This window comes from Paenibacillus lentus, assembly GCF_003931855.1.
Lineage (GTDB): Bacteria > Bacillota > Bacilli > Paenibacillales > Paenibacillaceae > Fontibacillus > Fontibacillus lentus.
The window spans coordinates 2,330,910-2,352,032 of the sequence record NZ_CP034248.1; the positions used below are offsets into that span (position 1 = coordinate 2,330,910).

General features: G+C 47.6%; 17 protein-coding genes, 1 tRNA gene and 1 pseudogene. 17 read left to right on the forward strand and 2 right to left on the reverse strand.

Annotated elements, in window-relative coordinates; translation table 11 throughout:
* Positions 1-67 precede the first annotated feature (67 nt).
* The 9 genes from EIM92_RS10500 (at position 68) to yajC (ending at position 8,082) form a co-directional block, all read left to right on the forward strand.
* Positions 68-141: transfer RNA gene (locus tag EIM92_RS10500), tRNA-Pro, on the forward strand.
* 220 nt (positions 142-361) lie between these two features.
* Positions 362-979: a BofC C-terminal domain-containing protein gene (locus tag EIM92_RS10505; RefSeq protein ID WP_246021302.1), complete on the forward strand. Its 618-nt coding sequence runs from the start codon at positions 362-364 to the stop codon at positions 977-979.
* A 219-nt stretch (positions 980-1,198) separates the two neighbouring features.
* On the forward strand, positions 1,199-1,702 hold the full coding sequence (gene ruvC / locus EIM92_RS10510) for a crossover junction endodeoxyribonuclease RuvC (protein ID WP_125082587.1): 504 nt from the start codon (positions 1,199-1,201) through the stop codon (positions 1,700-1,702).
* Positions 1,699-2,316 (forward strand): Holliday junction branch migration protein RuvA, encoded by a 618-nt coding sequence (gene ruvA / locus EIM92_RS10515; protein ID WP_125082588.1) that lies wholly within the window; start codon positions 1,699-1,701, stop codon positions 2,314-2,316. Before ruvC ends, ruvA begins: the two co-directional genes overlap by 4 nt.
* A gap of 35 nt (positions 2,317-2,351) precedes the next feature.
* Positions 2,352-3,356, forward strand: a complete 1,005-nt coding sequence (gene ruvB, locus EIM92_RS10520) for a Holliday junction branch migration DNA helicase RuvB (protein ID WP_125085116.1) — start codon at positions 2,352-2,354, stop codon at positions 3,354-3,356.
* Between the two features lie 53 nt (positions 3,357-3,409).
* Positions 3,410-5,524, forward strand: coding sequence for a SpoIID/LytB domain-containing protein (locus tag EIM92_RS10525; RefSeq protein WP_246021304.1), 2,115 nt, complete (start codon positions 3,410-3,412; stop codon positions 5,522-5,524).
* 9 nt (positions 5,525-5,533) lie between these two features.
* Complete coding sequence (queA, locus tag EIM92_RS10530) at positions 5,534-6,562, forward strand: tRNA preQ1(34) S-adenosylmethionine ribosyltransferase-isomerase QueA (protein WP_125082589.1); 1,029 nt, start codon at positions 5,534-5,536, stop codon at positions 6,560-6,562.
* A gap of 24 nt (positions 6,563-6,586) precedes the next feature.
* The gene (gene tgt / locus EIM92_RS10535) at positions 6,587-7,726 is read left to right on the forward strand and encodes a tRNA guanosine(34) transglycosylase Tgt (protein WP_125085118.1); all 1,140 of its coding nucleotides are present in this window, start codon (positions 6,587-6,589) and stop codon (positions 7,724-7,726) included.
* A 35-nt stretch (positions 7,727-7,761) separates the two neighbouring features.
* The gene (gene yajC, locus EIM92_RS10540) at positions 7,762-8,082 is read left to right on the forward strand and encodes a preprotein translocase subunit YajC (protein WP_125082590.1); all 321 of its coding nucleotides are present in this window, start codon (positions 7,762-7,764) and stop codon (positions 8,080-8,082) included.
* A 70-nt stretch (positions 8,083-8,152) separates the two neighbouring features.
* On the opposite strand, the gene EIM92_RS10545 is transcribed toward yajC, so the two are convergent.
* Positions 8,153-8,548 carry a TIGR04086 family membrane protein gene (locus EIM92_RS10545; protein ID WP_125082591.1) on the reverse strand — a complete coding sequence of 132 codons (396 nt, stop codon included), beginning with the start codon at positions 8,546-8,548 and terminating at the stop codon, positions 8,153-8,155.
* A 223-nt stretch (positions 8,549-8,771) separates the two neighbouring features.
* On the opposite strand from EIM92_RS10545, the gene EIM92_RS10550 reads away from it, so the two are divergent.
* On the forward strand, positions 8,772-9,494 hold the full coding sequence (locus tag EIM92_RS10550; protein WP_246021312.1) for a DUF421 domain-containing protein: 723 nt from the start codon (positions 8,772-8,774) through the stop codon (positions 9,492-9,494).
* Here EIM92_RS10550 and spoVB read toward each other — a convergent pair whose 3' ends face one another.
* Positions 9,495-11,090, reverse strand: coding sequence for a stage V sporulation protein B (spoVB, locus tag EIM92_RS10555; RefSeq protein WP_125082593.1), 1,596 nt, complete (start codon positions 11,088-11,090; stop codon positions 9,495-9,497).
* Between the two features lie 192 nt (positions 11,091-11,282).
* On the opposite strand from spoVB, the gene EIM92_RS10560 reads away from it, so the two are divergent.
* The 7 genes and pseudogenes from EIM92_RS10560 to EIM92_RS10590 all read left to right on the forward strand — a co-directional run bounded on the left by EIM92_RS10560 (position 11,283) and on the right by EIM92_RS10590 (position 21,029).
* The gene (locus EIM92_RS10560) at positions 11,283-11,537 is read left to right on the forward strand and encodes a post-transcriptional regulator (protein WP_125082594.1); all 255 of its coding nucleotides are present in this window, start codon (positions 11,283-11,285) and stop codon (positions 11,535-11,537) included.
* Between the two features lie 132 nt (positions 11,538-11,669).
* A complete protein-coding gene (gene secD / locus EIM92_RS10565) occupies positions 11,670-12,923 on the forward strand; it encodes a protein translocase subunit SecD (RefSeq protein ID WP_125082595.1) in 1,254 nt (417 codons plus the stop codon).
* Positions 12,913-13,815, forward strand: a complete 903-nt coding sequence (gene secF / locus EIM92_RS10570; protein WP_125082596.1) for a protein translocase subunit SecF — start codon at positions 12,913-12,915, stop codon at positions 13,813-13,815. Before secD ends, secF begins: the two co-directional genes overlap by 11 nt.
* A 100-nt stretch (positions 13,816-13,915) precedes the next feature.
* A complete protein-coding gene (locus tag EIM92_RS10575) occupies positions 13,916-14,875 on the forward strand; it encodes a cation diffusion facilitator family transporter (RefSeq protein ID WP_125082597.1) in 960 nt (319 codons plus the stop codon).
* 42 nt (positions 14,876-14,917) lie between these two features.
* Positions 14,918-17,338, forward strand: a complete 2,421-nt coding sequence (gene recJ, locus EIM92_RS10580; protein WP_125082598.1) for a single-stranded-DNA-specific exonuclease RecJ — start codon at positions 14,918-14,920, stop codon at positions 17,336-17,338.
* Positions 17,339-17,406: 68 nt separating this feature from the next.
* Entirely contained in the window at positions 17,407-17,919 is a 513-nt protein-coding gene (locus EIM92_RS10585; RefSeq protein WP_125082599.1) for an adenine phosphoribosyltransferase, read from the forward strand.
* Positions 17,920-18,190: 271 nt separating this feature from the next.
* A pseudogene (locus EIM92_RS10590) lies at positions 18,191-21,029 on the forward strand (glycosyl hydrolase).
* Positions 21,030-21,123 lie beyond the last annotated feature (94 nt).

The window sequence follows — 21,123 nt, forward strand, 5'->3', positions numbered from 1 at the left end:
ATTTTTATTAAAGTGATATTATCTTAGAAGTGACCCGAAAACGGATCGCTAGCAATGTTACATTTTACGGGACGTAGCTCAGCTTGGTAGAGCACCTGGTTTGGGACCAGGGGGTCGCATGTTCAAATCGTGTCGTCCCGATAGGAATAAAGAAGGCAGTCATCATTAGATGGTTGCTTTTTTTGTTTGCATATATTGCAGCTTGTCTATTTTTGCATATTTCATCTATTCCCCGGTCACAATAACAGTAAATATTGACTGATAGAAGGGGATACCTGTGAATATCTTCCGTATCAAAAAGCAATTGAGACGTCGATGGAGAAGATGGAGACGCGCCATTTGGACCGCAGGAGGCAGCGGGTTGGTTGCGTTGATGGCTTGGCTGGGCTTGCTCTTGTCCAACCAAATGGAACAGTTGATGACGAAGGATGCCATCGCACTTGAAACGCTGGGTATCATAGAAGAAGCAGCCATAGGAGCTGGGAAGGAAGCCGATTCCGAAGCAGCATGGATCAAACAATTGGAACGAAGCGAGCAACCGCGGGTCGTGCGCCTAAACAAAATATATGCATGTGGAGAAGAGAGCTCTATTCTTGGAACGATGTCTCCAGACGAAGTGATCAGACTGTCGCGGGACAATCCAGAGTGGCGCGGGATGATCGGCGCAGAAGGAGATGTACAGTTCGAGCAGCGTATCCATGAATTGTCGGAGGTTTGCAAAAATAACGGTTATATAGGGATCGATCAACAGGGAAATCTCAGCTTGTTCGACGGCCCTCCTGAAAAAGAAAAAGTACTAAAGACATTTTTTCAGCTGGATGTAGAGACAATGGAAAGCTCATTGCCCCCGGATGTCCTGCTCCACTTGCACCAGGGAATCCGCATACAAGATGTGGATGAATATAACAGCGTGCTGTCGACTTTTGGTGAATACGCTGTTTTGCCTGCAAGAAAAGTCATGCAACAAAAAGAAGATTAAAGCGTATATATAGTCACGGCAAGAGACGTTCATACAACGTCTCTTGTTTTTTTTGCCAAAAACAAGTTCTACAAAGATTTTCCTCAACAGGATCAAATCTTTTGCTATAATAAGTGAATACATATGTTCGGTTATCCGGACATAGGCTTCAGTTCCATGATGGAGCTCCTTTATTGAAGGGAAAGAAGAAGCCGCAACAAACATGGGGAGAGATTAAGCTTGCGAATTTTAGGGATTGACCCCGGCATCGCCATCGTCGGTTTCGGCTTTATTGATAAACAAGGCAGTAAATGTGTACCTGTGCAATACGGCTGCATTCAGACGGAAGCACATACTCCTGAAGAAGAAAGGCTTCTTCATGTTTATGAAGGCATAGTTCAGCTCATCGATAAATACAAGCCGGATGCGGTAGCGTTGGAGAAATTATTCTTCAACCGAAACGTAACTACCGCGATGTCGGTCAGTCAGGCGAGGGGCGTGCTTGTACTGGCGGCGGCGCAGCGGAACCTGCCGATATCGGAATATACGCCCATGCAAATCAAACAAGCGATGGTAGGATACGGCAAAGCGGAGAAGAAACAGGTGCAGGAAATGACGAGAATGTTCTTGAAGCTGCAGGCGATTCCGAAACCGGACGATGTGGCGGATGCGCTGGCCGTGGCCATTTGTCATGCCCATTCATATACACTAAATACGAAGTTAAACGAGGTACTGAGGTCATGATTGATTTTGTAAGGGGCCAGGTGGCTCATTTGGAAAATGACTATGTTGTGTTGGACGTTCAGGGAATAGGATATCGCATTTACTGCCCGAACCCATATGCTTTTGGCACCAAAAGTGAAGAGACGACAACGGTATACACCCATCATCACGTACGGGACGATGCCATATTATTGTATGGCTTTCCGACAAGAGAGGAGCAAAGGCTGTTTCGCAAGCTGATAGAAGTATCGGGAATTGGGCCGCGCGTTGCGCTCGGCATTCTAAGCGGCGGCCATCCAGATCACGTTGTTGCAGCAGTTCAGCAGGAGAACATAGCGTTTTTGACCAAGCTGCCGGGAATCGGCAAGAAGACCGCCCAGCGCATGATCCTGGATTTGAAGGATAAGCTGGATGGTTTGGGAGGGCCTTCGCTATTCGATGAACTGCCAGCGGATGTGGAGGAAATGGATGGACTGAATCCGAGCTGGCCTGAAGCAAGAGAAGGCCTGAAAGCGCTGGGTTACACCGATGTAGAGCTTGATCGTGTTTGGCAGCAATTGAAGGATTCGGTTAAACCGACTGAAGAGGTAGATTCGGTCATGAAAAAAGCGCTCAAGCTGCTGTACGCAGGCTGATCTTGGGTTAAAGGGGAAGGAGCGGGAAGGCGATGATGGAAGACCGGATCATATCCGCGAATTTAATGATGGAAGAGCAGGCGGTGGAGCTTAGTCTTCGTCCCCGTTATTTAGCGGAATATATTGGACAGAACCAGATCAAAGAGAATTTGAAAATATACATTGAAGCGGCAAAGATGCGCAATGAAGCACTAGATCATGTGCTGCTATACGGACCGCCAGGCCTTGGTAAAACGACGTTGGCCAATATTATCGCCAATGAACTTGGCGTCAATTTGCGTACGACTTCAGGTCCGGCGATTGAACGGCCTGGAGATTTGGCTGCGCTGCTAACGAACTTGCAGGAAGGGGACGTCCTCTTTATTGATGAAATCCACAGGCTGCATCGGACGGTTGAAGAGGTTCTCTATCCTGCGATGGAGGATTTCGCATTGGATATTATGATCGGCAAGGGCCCCAGTGCGAGATCGGTTCGGCTGGATTTGCCGCCGTTTACGTTGATCGGTGCGACGACAAGAGCCGGGCTGTTGTCGGCTCCGCTGCGGGACCGTTTTGGAGTAGTAAGTCGTCTGGAATTTTATACGGTGGAGGAGCTTAGTTATATCGTAAGTCGCGGTGCTGATATTTTCGGCATCGATATTATTGGCGACGCAGCGGATGAAATCGCATTGCGCTCCAGAGGAACGCCGAGGATTGCCAACAGGCTCCTCAAACGGGTGCGGGATTTCGCCCAGGTTCGTGGAGACGGACATATTACGTCCGACATAGCCAAGGACGCTCTGCAGATGCTGCAGGTCGATCCTATGGGCCTGGATTTGATCGATCATAAGATGCTTCGGGCCATGATTACGAACTTTCGAGGCGGCCCTGTCGGACTGGATACGATCGCAGCTACGATCGGGGAAGAGAGCCAGACGATTGAGGATGTGTACGAGCCGTATTTGCTCCAAATTGGATATCTGCAGCGCACTCCGCGAGGCAGGGTGGTGACCCCTGCTGCCTATCAGCATTTAGGTTTGCCGATACCGGCAGATTCCTGATGGGATTAGTTGAAGAATGGAGTATTATACTCTGACGAGGAGGATTATAGAGCGTGAATAGACCACGACCGAAAAGAGGGCTAAAAAGCAGGACATCTAGGTGGGCAGCGGCCTTATTGGCTGTAACATTGCTGGGCGGAGTGCTTCAGCTTCCGATAAGCGCTGATGAAATGCCGGACATGCGTGTCCGGGTAGCCATGTTCCTGGATTTAGGGAGCACGTATAGATCGATTGTACCTGCAGTGACAATGACAGCGGAGTCAGCTTGGCAGGCAGGCCCACAGCGAGGGGAGGGTATGGAGAGCTGGCTGGATTTCAGCCCAGGCCAGACGGTTCGCTTTAGCGTAGACGGGATAAAAGTTAAAGCGCTGGAGAGCGCAGATTGGCAATTGGTCTCAGCTGCCGTCAAGAAGTTGCAAGGAGGGACGGATAGGCCGATCGCGGTTGTATCTGAGCAAGCTGGAGGCACGGTATACGAAGTGTATACCGGCCCTTATGCCAGCGCAGATGAGGCTTCGGCTGCGGTAACCCGCGTCGCGCAAGCGCTTGCTGGACAGCTGGGCAACCAGCAGCCATCCATCCACGGCAGCTTCTATTATTCCGCAGGCGTATTTGGCAGCAAGGCGGAGGCTCAAGCCTACAGTCAAACGTTAAAGCTGCCGGGCATAGAGGTAAAAGTAGCCGTTGTAGGCGCAAATCAATATGCGGTATGGGTAGGCGGTGCTGTAAGCGAAGCGGCCTTAGCAGCACTTAAAGCGCAAATTGTGCAGCTTCAGCCCCAATTGAATCTCTCAGCAATCGATGCGGAGGCCCCTGCCCTTATTGCTTATCGCGATGTTACTGGGGATATGAATTCGCCGATCGCGGTCGAGCATTATGCGGTTAGCGGCACAAATACGAAGCTGCTTGTACGAGATAGCGAGGATTCCGTCATTCAGGTGATGGAGAGATCAGGGCGCAAATACAGAGGCAACTTCGAAATCAGCTCCGTTAACGGTCAGCTGGCTCTCGTGAACGATGTACCCTTGGAGCAATACCTATATTCAGTAGTTGCTGCAGAGGTGCCAAGCTCTTGGCCACAGGAATCGCTCAAAGCGCAGGCTGTCGCAGCCCGGAGCTACGCGCTCTATCATGCAGCCGGAAATAAGTTTAAGGTTGCTGGCCTCGTGGACACAACCTTAAGCCAGGTATATAACGGGGTGGATAAAGAAGTCGACAGCATCATACAGGCCGTGGATAGCACGGCTGGGGAAGTTATAAAAGCGAATGATCGAATTGTAGAAGCCATTTTCTCCTCTAATAGCGGCGGTATGACGGCGGATTCAACGGAAGTATGGAGCAATCCGAATTCGACATTCAGCAGCATGATCAGCAATGAAGACAAGGCTGCGCAAGCCGGGTTGAAATCATGGTATCATGTGCTGCTTCCGACGGGAAAGGCTGGGTACGTCAGGGAAGATAACGTGAAGCTTACGGAAGGGACGACAGCAGCGGGATTGCCTAAAATGACGGTTACGGCTAACGCTACAAATGTACGTCCAATTCCGATGATTCAGGCAGATGTGAGTCCAGTTGCCCAAATGAATCCTGGTGACCAGGCAGTTGTTCTTGGCCTCGTGGATGAATCCAGCTCATATTCATGGATTCGCGGCCCGTACAGCTCGGAAGAGCTGCTGAAATCGCTGAAAGGCAAGACAGCAACGGATGCCCCCTCACCAATCCTCAATTTGGAGATCACGCAGCGAGGGCCGTCTGGACGGGCTACACAGATCAAGGCCAACGGGCAGATCCTTGATGTACGCTATCCGGATCTATTCCGTTCTGCTTTTGGCGGCCTGCCTAGTACGTTATTTGATATTGCAGCTACAGGTAGATATACTGTACAGAGCGCTAGCGGAGCGACGTCCTCGGGAACGGCAGCCTCTGGCACTCCAGTGTTATCTTCAACTGGCGTATCGAACTGGAATGGAGGCAGTTTAGTCGTTATGGGAGCGGACGGAGCCGCTCGGGTGATTGATCAGAGCAATCGTTTTTTGTTTGTTGGGCGTGGTAATGGCCATGGCCTGGGCTTATCCCAGTGGGGGGCCAAGGGAATGGCTGATGCAGGGTATGATTATGAGGCCATTTTGCAACACTACTACCAGAATGTCATTATCGTTAAGGAATGATTGTACTATATGAATGTTGACTTATATGATTTCGATTTGCCAGAAGAGCTTATTGCTCAGACTCCGCTTGCGGACCGAACTGCTTCCCGGCTGTTGACTTTGAATAAATCGACCGGAGAGGTTCAACACCATATGTTTCCGGCGATATTGGATTACTTGCAGCCCGGAGATACCCTTGTACTTAACGATACGCGCGTCATTCCCGCCAGATTATTTGGCGTAAAACAGGACACGGGAGCTAAAGCCGAGGTGCTGCTGCTCAAGGACTTAGGCGCGAACCGATGGGAAGCGTTAGTCAAGCCTGGCAAGAAGCTGAAAACCGGCGCCGTCATTACTTTCGGAGACGAACTGACGGCAACGATCGAGAGTGAGGGGGATATGGGAGAGCGCGTGCTTTCCTTTTCCTACGAGGGAATATTTAACGAAATCCTGGACCGGCTTGGACAGATGCCGCTTCCTCCGTATATCAAGGAGAAACTGGATGATCGAGAACGTTACCAGACCGTGTACTCCAAGCATGAGGGTTCAGCAGCTGCACCTACGGCAGGTCTGCATTTTACGAAGGAGCTATTGGAGCAGGTTCGTTCTAAAGGAGTAGACATCGCTTTTGTTACGCTGCATGTGGGGCTGGGAACCTTTCGCCCGATGTCCGTGGAGAAGGTAGAGGAGCATGTTATGCATGAGGAGTATTATATTCTCTCCGAGGAGACGGCGAAGCTGCTGAACGAAACAAGACAGCGCGGTGGCCGGATCATTGCGGTAGGAACGACATCCTCTCGCACATTGGAGACGGTAGCTGGAAAATGCGGCGACTCCCCGATTACGGCGATGAGCGGGTGGACAGACATTTTTATTTACCCGGGTTATACCTTTAAGTTGGTCGATGCGCTGCTTACCAATTTTCATTTGCCGAAGTCTACGCTAGTCATGCTTGTTAGCGCACTTGCCGGACGGGAACAGCTTTTGAACGCATACCGTGAAGCCGTGGAGCAGAAATACCGCTTTTTCAGCTTCGGGGATGCGATGTTTATATATTAAGGTTAAAGAGGATGGTTGATGAAAGTGGCAGCAGCAGTAACCTATGAACACATTAAGACGTGCAAGCAGTCGGGCGCTAGACTCGGACGCGTGCATACGCCTCACGGCGTAATCGAGACGCCGATTTTTATGCCGGTAGGCACGCAAGCTACGGTTAAGACGATGAGTCCGGAAGAATTAAAGGAAATGAATGCGCAAATTATCTTGAGTAATACGTATCATTTATTTCTGCGACCTGGGCATGAAATCATCCGTGAAGCAGGTGGACTGCATAAATTCATGAACTGGGATCGCCCGATCTTGACGGATAGCGGCGGTTTTCAGGTGTTTTCATTAAGTGAGATGCGAAAGATTACAGAGGAAGGTGTACATTTCCGCTCGCATTTAAATGGAGACAAGCTGTTTTTGTCCCCGGAAGTAGCTATGGAAATTCAGAATGCATTAGGGCCGGATATTATGATGGCTTTTGACGAATGCGCGCCTTACCCGGCTGAATACGATTATGTAAAAAAGTCTCTTGAACGCACGAGCCGCTGGGCCGAAAGATGCTTGAAAAGCCATGCTCGTCCACAGGATCAAGGCTTGTTCGGCATTGTCCAGGGCGGCATGTTCGAAGACCTTCGGAAACAGAGCGCAAAGGATTTGACTTCCCTGGATTTTCCGGGGTATGCTATTGGTGGACTGAGTGTAGGTGAGCCAAAGCATTTGATGTATGAGGTGCTCGACTATACTGTGCCTCTGCTGCCTGCGAACAAGCCACGTTACTTGATGGGGGTAGGTTCACCGGATGCATTGATTGAAGGCTCCATCCGAGGAGTCGATATGTTTGATTGCGTGCTGCCGACGAGGATCGCTCGCAATGGTACAACGATGACGAGTCAAGGCAGATTAGTGGTGCGTAACGCTCAATATGCTAAAGATTTTGGGCCGCTTGATCCGGAGTGCGACTGCTATACTTGCCGGAACTACTCCCGAGCATATTTGCGGCACCTGATCAAGAGTGATGAGACATTCGGTCTTCGGTTGACTACATATCACAACCTGTATTTCTTAATCAATCTGATGCGTCAAGTTCGTCAGGCGATTATGGATGACAGGCTGCTCGACTTCCGGGATGAGTTCTTCGAGCGGTATGGTCTGTTTGGCAACGACAAAGGGTTCTAAGACTACCAAATTTTCATATCGAAAGGGGGATATATATGTTCCACTTTGCAGCAACAGCAGCTCCGGCTGCGGGGAATCCGCTTATTACTTTGGTTGTTCCCTTCGCGATCATGTTTATCGTGTTCTATTTTCTGTTGATTCGACCGCAGAAGAAGAAGCAGCAATCTCGCAACCAAATGCTGAGAGCGCTCCAGAAAGGGGACAAAATCGTCACGATTGGCGGTTTGCACGGTACGATCGTATCACTAACGGATGATACCGTCGTGCTTCTCGTGAATGATGCGACCAAGCTTACGTTTGAACGTAACGCAATTAGCCATAGCGTGAGTGCGGCTGCTTCTTCCGAATCGAAATAAGGGATGGAAGAGGAATCCGAATACAAGAAGAGCCTGATACAGGCTCTTTTTTTGTTTCTGCAATATTACCTTACTTTTTCCTGTGCAAATTAACCCCGAACATGCCACCGAGTGCACCAATTAATACGGCAGGAAGGAGTAAAGTTAAATCGCTTAGTCCCGGAGAGTTGTCTAATGCGAGCAGGCTGATGACTAAAATTAGAATTCCATAGAATAATCCGGTAAGAGAGCCTTGGTACCATCCTTTTTGTCCCGCACGTTTCCCCGAAGTAAATCCTCCAAATAACAGAGCCGCCGCATGAACGGTATAAATAGGCCATGTTAGCTTATGTTCCTCCAGTGAGCCTGATTGAAGCAGAAGGGACAAGACGAGAGCCCCGACCATCATCCATAAGAAAGCGTACCAAATGCCGGAAAGAGTAGGGTGAGAAAGCCGAATTGATGCCAAACGCCGGAAGAAATCCATCACATGTTCCTCCTATATCATTTAATATCACCATTGTATGGTCAAGCCCGTAGGATTAGTACAGGAATTGCTATTGTCCAAAGTAATGTTGCTCACAGCGGATTAATGTTAAAAATAACCGTGGGTCAAGCCATTTGAGGAGGGTATGGTTATCCGCTCAGAGGGTCAGAATATCTGTACCATGTTTGCACGATATATACCGAATAGGATGGAGGGATCCAAATTGACTGCTCATCTTATTTCACTTGTACTTCGAACGGTGCTCATGTATTTTACGGCATTTGTTGTCATGCGTATTATGGGGAAGAGAGAAATTGGGGAGCTGTCGATCTTCGATTTGGTTATTTCGATTATGATTGCTGAAATTGCAGTGTTTGCTATTGAGGATATGCAGCGGCCCCTGTATGATGGTTTTGTTCCTATGCTTACTTTATTACTCATCCAGATCGCTATCGCCATGGTGTCATTGCGGAGCCGAAAATTACGCTTCTGGTTTGATGGCAAGCCGAGCGTAATTATACAGCAGGGGAAAATTAATCGAAAAGAAATGAAACGGCAGCGATATAATCTTGACGACCTGCTGATGCAATTGCGTGCTAACAATATCGATAATGTAGCCGATGTGGAATTCGCCATACTGGAGACCAGCGGTCAACTAAGCGTTATTCCTAAAAACCAGGACAGCGGTGGAGGAAATAGTCAGGATGGCAATTCGCCACAGGACAGCAATGCCTCGGTTATTTCGAAAATTAGATACGAAGAAATCCCATTGTCACTAATCATGGATGGCAAAGTACAAGATTTAAATTTAGAGCAGATTGGAAAAACGAGATTTTGGTTAAAAAATCAAATTCAAGCTAGAGGAGTAAAGGATTTTAAGGAGATATTCTTCTGTTCCGTCGATCATCAAGGCAAGCTGTACATTAATTTAAAACAGGATAAATAGTTAGCGGAACCATCTGCGAAGCAGCGGAATTCGGCGAAGATCGTGAAGGTCGATCAGTCCCATGATTCCCGACAGTGCGATATACAATATCCCTGAGATTACAGTAGCTACGATTAACTGGACTCCAGGCAGAGAACTAATTGTAAGTTCATGGTAAATGTAACCTGCAGCTCCAGCCATAATGATTGTGCCGCAAATGACTTTAAGAATATCCAAAAATGGGATGCGGTAATGCAGCGCTCTAGATACGCTGTAGCCATGCAGAAGAGTCACGATAGCAAAGTTGACAATAATAGCAATAATTGCACCATAAATCCCAAAGCTTGGGTTTGAGGCTAAATAGAAAATGAGTGAAATTTTGATAATTGCTCCGATCAATGTGTTAAGCAGAGCTCTCCCAGGCTTATCCAGCGCTTGCAGAGCGGCCTGCAGAGGCGATTGGGCGTACAGAAACAGAGCGAACGGAGCCATGATTTTAAGCATTCCGGCGATATCCGCATTGTTATAAATTAGCAGGCATAACGGTTCGGCCAGAACATACATGATCGCCGCGAAGGGTCCGCCTGTAACGAGAGCAAGCCGCAGCGATTGATGCAGCCGCAAGTGAATTGTCCGCATATCCCCGCGCGCCTGAGCCTCTGCAAGTGAGGGGACGAGTGAAACGGCAAGCGAGGATGTGAGCGCTCCGGGCAGCAGCAGTAAGGGAATGATCATTCCCTGCAGGGCTCCATACTGGGCCGTGGCAATTGCGGTAGTAATACCGGCGATGGCTAAACTTTGAGCTGTGGTGATCGATTCCATCAAATAAGAAAGCGATCCGACGAGCCGTCCTCCTGTAACCGGAATAGCTATTCGGAGAATATGCTTTAGGTTGGAGACAAAACCTTTACTTGAACTTAATTCTTGATCCGTGTTCATCGTCTCGTTCCCTTGCGGGTCTAGAAGTGGATTTCTTGCTTCACTATGTTTAGAGCGCCAATAATGCCATAAGATCACCACCATTCCGACTACCTCGCCAGCAGCCACTCCGAGCATGGCCCCCGCAGCTCCGTAAGCAACGCCCATAGGAAACATCAAATAAGAGAACCATAGCACACATACGATTCGGGCCAACGTTTCCAGGATTGATGATGAAGCCGAGGGAATCATATTCTGTTTACCTTGAAAATATCCACGAAATACAGAGGAGACAGCAACGAGTACGATCATCGGGCTCATGGCGATGAAGGGATGATATACCCGGGAATCCGGCAGGACATGCGAGCTAATCCACGACGCGCCGAGGAGACTAGCGAACGTAAAAATGAATCCTGCGCCGGTTGTAAATATTAGGCTCGTCCGAAGTATTTCTGCTGACCGTCCGGGCTGGCCGGAGGATTCTGCCTCCGCGATTAGCTTGGCGACGGCGAGCGGAATGCCACCGGTAATAATCGTTACAAGGACGATAAAGAAAGGGTACCCGAGCTGATAGAGGCCGACCCCTTCAGCACCGATAATTCGGGGAAGAAGGATACGGGGGATAAAGCCAAGAAGGCGATTAATAATGCCAGCAGCGAGCAGGATCATCGTCCCATGGATAAAGGTCTGTTTGTTCAAAATGATTCCCTCTTTCCCGGAATAAGCATTTTACTTAGACAACTTGTCTGATATATTTATGGATATGCTGTACCTGTCCGAATTCATACCTGCTAGTTTTTCAGCAGCATCAGACGAGCAGAAGCAGGAATTATGAGATCAGAGTAGAAATATTTAAAGACAGCTTAGCTCGCAGGAAAGGGGCATCATGACATGGATTCACAGGAATTCGCTGAGAAGCAGTTGAACGAAACGATTGAAACTCTATGCCGCAGCAAAGTGGAGGAATTTCGACTTATCGGTTATGAACATGTAACCGTATCGGAAATATGGGACTGTGTCAGTCATAAATATGAGAAAGAAGGTTATCCGGAGCTTCATCAATTGGTCAACGATATCCTTTCATTGAAATCTACCCAGTTTATGAATTACATGACGTTATCCGCATATCGTGGATCCCGTTTCTGAGGAAATCGGGATCTTTTTTTGCCTACAAATAGAGCGCACTAAAGAAAACGACAATATTTGATAAATTGACGCTCTTTTCCTGCATCGCTATAATAGGAATATTGAGAATTTGAAAGGGGAACGAGGTACGGGATGAAAAGACTCATCGCATTCATAACCGTCGTGGCCGTTACAACTGGAATTATGGCTTGGACAAGCCCGGGTCTGCTTCGAGATGTGCATCTCGGCTTGGATCTGAAGGGTGGATTTGAGATTCTTTACGAAGCCGAGCCTTTTGATAGCGGGGCTAAGGTAACGAGGGAATCACTGATTAAAACGGCTCAAAGCCTGGAGAAGCGCGCTAACCAGCTTGGTACAAGCGAGCCGGAAGTAACGACAGAAGGAACGAATCGGATTCGGCTGAAGCTTGCTGGAGTAACTGATGAGAACGAAGTCCGGAAGCTGATGAAGAAGCCATCAACTTTGACGTTCCGCAGTAAGGATGGAACGGAGAAGGCGCCTGAAGAGTTTAACAAGATTGAACTAGTCGGCACCGATTTTGTGGAAGGCGGCGCTTCCGTTCAGTTTAATCAGCTGAATCAACCGGAGATTGCAATAAAGCTGAAGGATAAGGATAAGTTCGCACAGATTACCGAGCGGCTGCTGGGTAAGGAGTTAGCGATTTTTCTCGATGACGAACTGCTGTCCGCCCCTGTAGTTCAGGCTGTTCTAAGAGATGGAACGGCTTCAATTAGCGGAAACTATACACGGGAAGAAGCGAATGACTTGCGGGATGAGATTAACCGCGGTGCTCTGCCTCTTAAATTAACCGAGAAATATTCACAAAGCGTTGGAGCTACGCTAGGGAAACAATCCCTCTATCAGACGATTCAAGCAGGTTTGGTAGCCTCACTGTTCATATTGATATTTATGATTTGGATGTATCGCGTTCCAGGCCTGCTGGCCTGCTTTGGTCTCATCCTGCATACCTGGCTGCTTATTCTGGTCTTTAATTTTGCTGACTTTACTCTTACCCTGCCAGGGATTGCGGCTATCGTGCTCGGGGTAGGGATGGCTGTAGACGCCAACATTATTACCAATGAGCGGATCAGAGAAGAAATGCGGCTCGGAAAGAGCATCACTTCCGCTGTTAAAGCGGGGAGCAAGCATTCCTTCCGTACAATTATGGACTCGAACATCACGACGATCATTGTTGCAATCGTAATGTATATTTTTGGCACGGGAGCGGTTAAGGGCTTTGCCCTCGTCTTGATTGTGGAGATCGTGCTAAGTATCGCCACCAATATTTATTTCATTCGTTTCCTGCTGAACCTGCTGCTGAAGGCAGGTAAGTTGAAGAAGCCGAAATATTTCGGTGTAAAGGAGAGTGAAATTGGTGAGCTCTAAAAATAAGCTGTTAAATTTGGACTTTGTGCGCATTGGCAGACGCTGCTATACGTTCTCCATCATATTAACGATTATCGGTGTTATTTCATTGGCTGTATTTGGGCTTAACTATAGCGTTGACTTCAAAGCTGGGTCAAACGTCGATATTTCGTTTACTAAATCCATTACGTCGGAGCAGGTTGAGCCTATTCTAGAGGAGCTCGGTATTCAGGAAGGAACGAAGATCACTCCAGGGGCGGATCGAATGTCCATCCGCTTTGAAGAGGTTCTGGATGAAGATCAGGATCACCAGTTGAAGAGCGAAATTTTGAAGCTAGACAGTGAGGCCTCTCTAGAGATCAACACGGTGGACCCGGAAATGGCTAAAGAGCTGGCGATAAACGCGATGTGGGCTGTACTGTTGTCGAGTTTGGGGATTATCGTATATGTAAGCATCCGTTTTGAGTGGCGTTTTGCGGTTGCTGCAATTGTTGCCTTGCTGCATGATGCCTTTTTGGTGGTGACGGTTTTCTCCATCTTCCGTCTAGAAGTAGATCTGACCTTTATCATTGCGGTCCTAACCATTATTGGTTATTCGATTAATGATACAATCGTTATTTTTGACCGGATACGAGAAAATTTACGTTTTGCCAAACAGAAGACACGCGAAGATCTGGCCGATATCGTAAACAAAAGTGTGTCCCAGACGATTATGCGTTCGCTGTATACCGCGTTAACTGTATTTATTGCAGCTCTATTCTTGCTCTTGCTGGGAGGAGCTTCGATTAAGATGTTCTCGTTGGCCATGGTCATTGGGCTTCTATTCGGGGCATATTCCTCAATCTTCATTGCCAGCCCGCTGTGGTTTGTGCTTAAGAGCAAGCAGAAAAACAAACCGGCCAAAGCGTCCTAAACGACGGTTTGCCATTTGCTTGATATGAGCGAAGCCGCGTCTCGATGATGGACGCGGCTTCGCCGTCTTCATGGTAATAACGTGTTTCAGGAGGGTTATTATGATTCGCGAACAAGCTGTACCATCTGATTCTGCCGCTTGGCTCGGCATTGTTAACAATGTCATTCTAGCTGTATTCAAAGGGGGAGTAGGTTTACTCTTTGACAGCCGGGCATTGCTTGCTGACGCCCTATATTCAGCATCAGATGCAGCAGCGGGTATTGCCGAGAAGCTCCAGTTGCCGCAAATGTTCAAAAAGAGGGTAGGGAAGCGGCATGGGGGAAGCGGGAATAGTACGGCAGAGCCGCTTATTGCGTGTTTATTTGCAGTTTTTCTATTCATGGGTGCTTTGCAATTGGGGATAACTTCAATTTCGGCGATGGTGAGCGGAAATATTCTCGCTCCGGGTTATATGTCTGTGGTAGCTGTTGTTGTTTCGATTGCTTTGAGAGAGATTGTATTTCAAATACAACAGCGTCAGAATCGTAAGCATTCGGGGAATACCTCTCTATCCTATATCGAAATACACAAGTATTCCTTATATGCTTCAATTATTGTTCTTCTGGGCGTTTTTGGAGCGATGGCTGGTGAAGCATGGGATATTCCGCTGATGCTGTATATCGACCCGGCAGCCGCATTGATTGTGGCTGGTCTTGTCTTTTGGAGAGGTTATCATTTAATTTTAGGAGCCTTATATGGCAAGCAAGAATCCAAAATGCAGATTGAAGACAAGACTCCATTTATTGAAACTGTGCAAAGGGTGCATGGTGTCATTACCGTAGACGAAATGAAATTAACGGACAATGGTCATTATATTTCTGCCGCAGTAATTATCAGCGTAAATCCTCAAATTTCTGTTCTAGAGGCGAATCACATTGCAAATCGAGCAAAAATATTGCTTATGAACCGTTTTTCCCAGGTAAGCGATGTGAGTATACAAATTATGCCCTATGATCCGGGCTATCCTTACAAGAGTAATTATGAAGGATCAAATAATAACCTGCCTACACTGTTGCAATAATTCGCGCAGAGGCAGAAGGTTAAGAAAGAAGGTGCTGTCAGGTTGCTTCATCCGAAGTACCGTTGGGTTGGTCTACATAGGGAGGACAGTGTCGCCTCGCTGTTAGGCGAGCAGCTTGAAATACCAAAAATATTGGCTTCCCTGCTCGTTAACCGTGGAATACAAGATGTTCAGGAAGCACGGCGTTTTTTGCAGGGGACGATGAGTGATCTTCATGATCCTTTTTTGCTTAGTGGCATGCAAGAGGCAGTGGCAAGAATTAGGAGAGCCATTGAGCAGGACGAGCAAATTTTAATTTATGGTGATTACGATGCAGATGGTGTATCTTCTACAGCACTCATGATTTGTTTAATGCGTCATTTGAATGCGAGGTACGAGTACTATATTCCGCATCGCTCAAAGGAAGGGTATGGACTTCATATTGCTGCCTTAGAGCCATTTGTGGAGCGAGGATTTACGCTAATCATCACCGTAGATACAGGAATCAGTGCAGTTGAGCAAATCGCCTATGCGCGTGCTGCAGGCGTGGATGTCATCGTTACCGATCACCATGAGCCACCGGAAACTCTACCGGAAGCTTATGCACTTGTGAATCCCAAATTACCTTATTGTCCATACCCGTTTAAGGGGCTGGCTGGCGTGGGAGTAGCCTATAAATTAGCGACTGCTCTGCTTGGCGATCATACGCCTGCGGCATGGACGGAATTGGTCACTCTAGGGACGATAGCGGATTTGATGCCGCTTACAGATGAGAATCGGATTTTAGTTGCGAACGGATTGAAGGCGATGTCCTATTCCAGCTTTCCGGGGATAACGGCACTAATGGGTGTATCCGGCTATGCTAAAAAAGCAACAGAAGAGGTTTCCTCAAATCATGTAGCCTTTGGGCTTGCCCCCCGTATTAATGCAAGTGGGCGAATGAGTTATGCTGATCAGGCGGTTGCTCTGTTAACGACAGAAAATATAGAAGAGGCAGAGAAGATTGCCGAGGATTTGGATATCCTGAATAAAGAACGTCAATTGCTTGTCGATCGTATCGTGCAGGAGGCAGTTGCTCAGTTAGCGGAGAAAGAGGCCGAAGGCTCGATTCCTCATGTCATTGTTTTGGCTGGAGAAGGTTGGAATCCAGGGGTTATCGGGATTGTTGCCTCAAAAATATTGGATCGTTATTATCGCCCAACCCTTGTCTTGGGCATTGACCCGGCAACGGGAATATGCAAAGGCTCTGCGCGCTCTATTCCGGGGTTTGACATGTATGAGGCTCTGACCCACTGTAAAAGCTTGTTGGAGCACTATGGAGGGCATCCCTCTGCGGCAGGAATGACCTTGCAACGGGAACAGCTTAACCATCTCGAGGAGCAGCTGAATCGGTATGCTGAAGGCGTGCTTCGTGAGGAGCATTTTGTCCCGATCATGCAGACGGACTTAGAGTGCTCCTTGTCGGACATTTCATTGCCGGTTATTGAACAAATGGAAGGACTTGCCCCGTTCGGAATGGGGAACACATGCCCTAGGCTGCTCATTCGCGGCGCGAAGCTCATAGAATCCCGAGCATTAGGGAAGGAAGGCAAGCATATGAAGCTGCTGCTCAGCCAGAATGGAACTGTGATGGAGGCAGTTGCATTTGGCAAGGGAGAGCTGTTGTCCCAATTGACAGAACAGGCTAGAGTCGATGTTGTTGCTGAAGCCAGCATTAATGAGTGGAACGGCTCCCGTAAGCCGCAATTGGTCATTCAGGATCTTGCTGTGCCTCATATTCAGGTGTTTGATCATCGGGGATCTAGATATCCCGTCAATAAGATGAATGAAGTCAGAAGCAATCTTATAGAACGGCAGTCGCTGGAGCAGCATATGATCGCGGTCGTTACGATGGAAGATTCGAATGCATTGAAAAATTATGAATTGAATGATACCCCTTGTTGGATATATGATAAGGACGTTGGCGTAATTCCTAGCAATACGGCAGCTTTCAAGAACGGACAAAGCAGGGATGATATAAAAATATTGTTCGTTCTAGAACTTCCTGAGTCGCCTGAAATATGGCATAAAATGATGGGCTCATTCTCAGCGCTCGAAAGAGTGTATCTGTTTCATTCGGCAAGGGATAAACAGGAGGCGCTTCATCCGCCCTCCAGGGAGCAATTTAAGCAGATTTATGCGCTGCTCAAGCATCAGGTCACCGCTCCGGTCAACGAAGAAGAGCTTATTTCCAGCCTAATACAGCGAACTCGTCTATCTCGGCGGATGCTGGTCATGACGCTGGAGATTTTCGAGGAGCTAGGCTTCATATATCGCCAAATGGGAACCGTAATGATGAATCAGGCACCCGCCAAACGAGCGCTCGATTCATCCCGCCGTTACCTGGAGCTGGAAGGGCTAGCTGAAATGGAACAGATTTTGCATCATGCTGGAATACCACAAATTACGCAGTGGCTAATGACAAATCAGCAAAATGTATCTTAATATTCATTATTTACTTTACTTTATAGGTATGCTGTTGTTATGCGCTCAACTACTAGGAGGAGATTGTTTTGGATTTCAAAGAGTACATTCGTGTTATACCCGATTTTCCCCAACCAGGAATTAGCTTTAAGGATATTACAACGCTGCTCAACAATGGAGAAAAGTACCGAGAAGCGATTAACGAGCTTAAGAGCATGGTGTCCGATCTGAAGATCGATTTGATCGCAGGGCCTGAAGCACGGGGTTTCGTTGTAGGCGCACCTCTGGCTTATGCGCTTGGCGTAGGCTTCATACCTATTCGTAAGAGCGGAAAGCTCCCCTATCAAACGATCGAGGTCGGATATGATCTGGAATATGGATCCGATCGCTTGGCTATGCATAGCGATGCTGTCAAACCAGGCCAGAATGTGTTGATTGCTGATGATTTATTAGCTACAGGGGGGACTATCTCCACTTCGGTTAAACTGGTGCGTGAGCTAGGCGGTAATGTAGTAGGAACGGCATTTTTGATCGAATTGAGCGAGTTGAATGGCCGGGACAAATTGCCAGGCATCGACGTGTTCTCGTTGTTAACGTATTAAACGAACTGTGAATAAAAATGTAAGGGCAGCCTAACGGGCTGCCCTTTTTTATGTTCAACTTTAAGGGGCCGATAAAACATGTGGGGAATTACGAAAATGCATGCGGACGTTTCTCCTATAATTGGATAATTCCTAGTGTTTTCGCCTTATTTAGTTAAAAAATAACAATATTTTCTTGACCTTGCTGTAGACTGAGATTAACAATAGGGGTGTGCTAACTAAGTCAGGGCATATGGGGGACTTATAACAATTATACCTGAGGAGGATTTCATTGAAGAAGCTAATTTCGTATGTACTTGTTCTGGCTGTAGGAATGTCGCTTTGGTCGGCAGAAATGAATGCGTTTTCAGGGGAGGTGACAGTAGGTAAAGGATCTTACTCGACCATGCTGCCTCCGGGGGCAACGGATGCACCACCTAGTATATACAAAAATTCAGACGTTACTGGGAAAATGCCTACGAATGATTGGTGGAGTAACCTGGCATGGATCCCTATTCTGAGGCACAGTATCCGCACCTTCTGGCGTTGAAAAATCAGGAAGATGGCATGCGGATTTACTATCCTGGAGCAAGAATATCGGCTCAGCCTGGATTTGTTGCTGGCTGGATGAATGACATTCATGATTTTACCGTAAGCCATTCTGCCGCAGCATCCTTCCCCGATGCTAAAGTGGATGGCTTCAGCGATTGGTTTGTGAAGGCGCTGTACCAGCAAGGAAGCAATTCCATGAACGTATCTTACGGACACGGCTCGCCGTATGTCTATTTCACCTTTGCCGGAGGGGATCCGCAGCTAAAATTCTATACGCCTCCGACTGTATGGTCAGGAAATAGCAGCAGTTCTGTTCTCGGCATCACGATCGAAGGCGCGCATTATGGTTTGTTTGGTGCAACGGGCAGCACGTGGAGCGGTATTGGAAGCAATACGCTGATTAATCACTTAAACGGCAAAAATTATTTCTCGATTGAGGTTCTTCCAGACAATTCAGTAGACACCTTAAATAAGTTTAAGCAGTATGCCTATTCTCATATCAATGATACTAGAGTGGATTATTCCTATGACGAATCGACCAGTGAAGTTATGACTACATTCACGGCAAGCACGGTAGCTAAAGAAGGTAATGAGTCGGGGACGATCTTTGCTCTTTATCCACATCAGTGGAAGAATTCCCCGGTAACAACGCTTCCATACACGTATCCTTCCGTTCGGGGGGAAATGAAAACGGCTGAGGGAACGACATTTCAAACGATAATGAAGTATAACGGCGTTCTGCCTGCGCTTCCAGACCTTGGGACGTATGACAAAAGCATTTTGAATCAATATGTGAACGAGGCAGCTGCTGAGCAGTACACAGGAGCCATGGATACGTATTGGACGGGAAAACGCTTAGGAAAACTAGCCGTATTAGCGCCGATTGCTGGGTTGGCAACACGGCTGCTTCCGTCAAATTCCGTTCGGAAATGAAAAGCATTCTTGAGGATTGGTTAAAGGCTAGCAATTCCTCCGGCCAATTAAAAGCATCCAATGTTTTCTATTATAACAATAATTGGGGAACCATGATCGGTTATCCTGACAGCTACGGAACAGCCAATGAGCTGAATGATCATCATTTCCACTATGGTTATTTTATCAAGGCTGCTGCTGAGATTGCCAGAACGGATAAGGACTGGGCTAGCGACGCTAATTGGGGTGGGATGATCAAGCTGCTAATACGTGACATAGCCAGTGTAGATCGTGAAGATACGATGTTCCCGTATTTACGGAATTTTGATCCTTATGCTGGTCATTCGTGGGCTTCTGGGCATGCCAAGTTCGGTGACGGTAATAACAATGAATCATCGTCAGAGGCTATGAACGCTTGGGCAGGACTTATTCTGTGGGGAGAGGCTACAGGAAATAAGACGATTCGGGATGCAGGAATTTACCAATATGTGACGGAAATGAATGCGATTAATGAGTACTGGTTTGATGTGCATGACACGAATTTTCCTGCTGGATTTACTAAGGAGACAGCCAGTATGGTTTGGGGAGGCAAAACGGTAGGCGATGCCACTTGGTGGACTAACAATCCGACTGAAGTTCATGGCATCAACTGGCTGCCAATCACATCCGTCTCGTTATATTTGACGCAATATCCTGAATATGCCGCTAGAAATTATAATGCGCTTCTATCCGAGAGCGGTGGTAATTTTAGTCCTTGGGAGGACTTGGTATATATGTATCGGGCGATTTCTGATCCTGCGGATGCCAAAGCCAAATTCAATGCCCGCGTATCTCAGCTAACCCCGGAGGCAGGCAATTCTAAAGCGAATACGTATCACTGGATTCATAACCTGGATGCATTAGGTCATGCAGATCCGACGGTTACAGCAGACTATCCAATCTATGCCGTGTTCAATAAGAATGGCGTGAAGACTTATGTGGTTTACAACATGACGAGTGGCGTAAAGACGGTTCGTTTCTCAGATGGCCATCAGGTTACCGTACAGCCGAACAGTTTTAATGTCGGAAATGGCGGAGGTGAAGGCGGTGAAGGTGGTGACTCAGATACAGCTGCTCCTACAGCTCCCACGGACTTGAAGGTTACGGCAAAAACGGCGACAACGGTCAGTTTAAGCTGGGCAGCATCTAGCGACAATGTTGGTGTGACGGGATATGAAGTATATAGCGGAAGCAGCTTGGTAGCTGCGGTGCCGGAGACGACAGCAGTAGTTAGCGGATTGGCACCAAATACAGCTTATACTTTTACGATAAAGGCAAAGGATGCAGCAGGCAATATTTCTCCGGACAGTAATAGTGTCGAAGTTACGACAGAACTAGCCGGTGGAGGGGATGAAGATATTGTTACGGAGGATTATACGGTTAGGATAAATCGGATTTCTGCTACAGAGGCCAGGATTGTTTTCACTCCGACGACACCAGCGCTCTATGTAGATATCCATTACACTGTATCGGGAGGCCAGCAGCTTAATTACCGGATGGGAAATCATAACGGCATCTGGGAACAGAGTATTGGCAGCTTACAGGCGGGGGATGTGATCGATTACTGGTTTACGTATGAAAAATCCGGTCCGCAGTATGATTCGCCTCATTATACCTACACGAATTGATGATCTAATCTGGAAGGTGCATAATGCCAAACTCGTAACAAAAAGGTCGAGTCAGGGAATGAATTATTCCCTACTCGACCTTTCTCACTTATAT

Bases quoted from the DNA above. Each gene is read 5' to 3' on its own strand.
- ruvB (WP_125085116.1), top strand. From the start codon at position 2,352: ATGGAAGACCGGATCATATCCGCGAATTTAATGATGGAAGAGCAGGCG.
- queA (WP_125082589.1), top strand. From the start codon at position 5,534: ATGAATGTTGACTTATATGATTTCGATTTGCCAGAAGAGCTTATTGCT.
- EIM92_RS10545 (WP_125082591.1), bottom strand. From the start codon at position 8,548: ATGGATTTCTTCCGGCGTTTGGCATCAATTCGGCTTTCTCACCCTACT.
- EIM92_RS10575 (WP_125082597.1), top strand. From the start codon at position 13,916: ATGATTCGCGAACAAGCTGTACCATCTGATTCTGCCGCTTGGCTCGGC.
- yajC (WP_125082590.1), top strand. From the start codon at position 7,762: ATGTTCCACTTTGCAGCAACAGCAGCTCCGGCTGCGGGGAATCCGCTT.
- secD (WP_125082595.1), top strand. From the start codon at position 11,670: ATGAAAAGACTCATCGCATTCATAACCGTCGTGGCCGTTACAACTGGA.
- ruvA (WP_125082588.1), top strand. From the start codon at position 1,699: ATGATTGATTTTGTAAGGGGCCAGGTGGCTCATTTGGAAAATGACTAT.
- EIM92_RS10560 (WP_125082594.1), top strand. From the start codon at position 11,283: ATGGATTCACAGGAATTCGCTGAGAAGCAGTTGAACGAAACGATTGAA.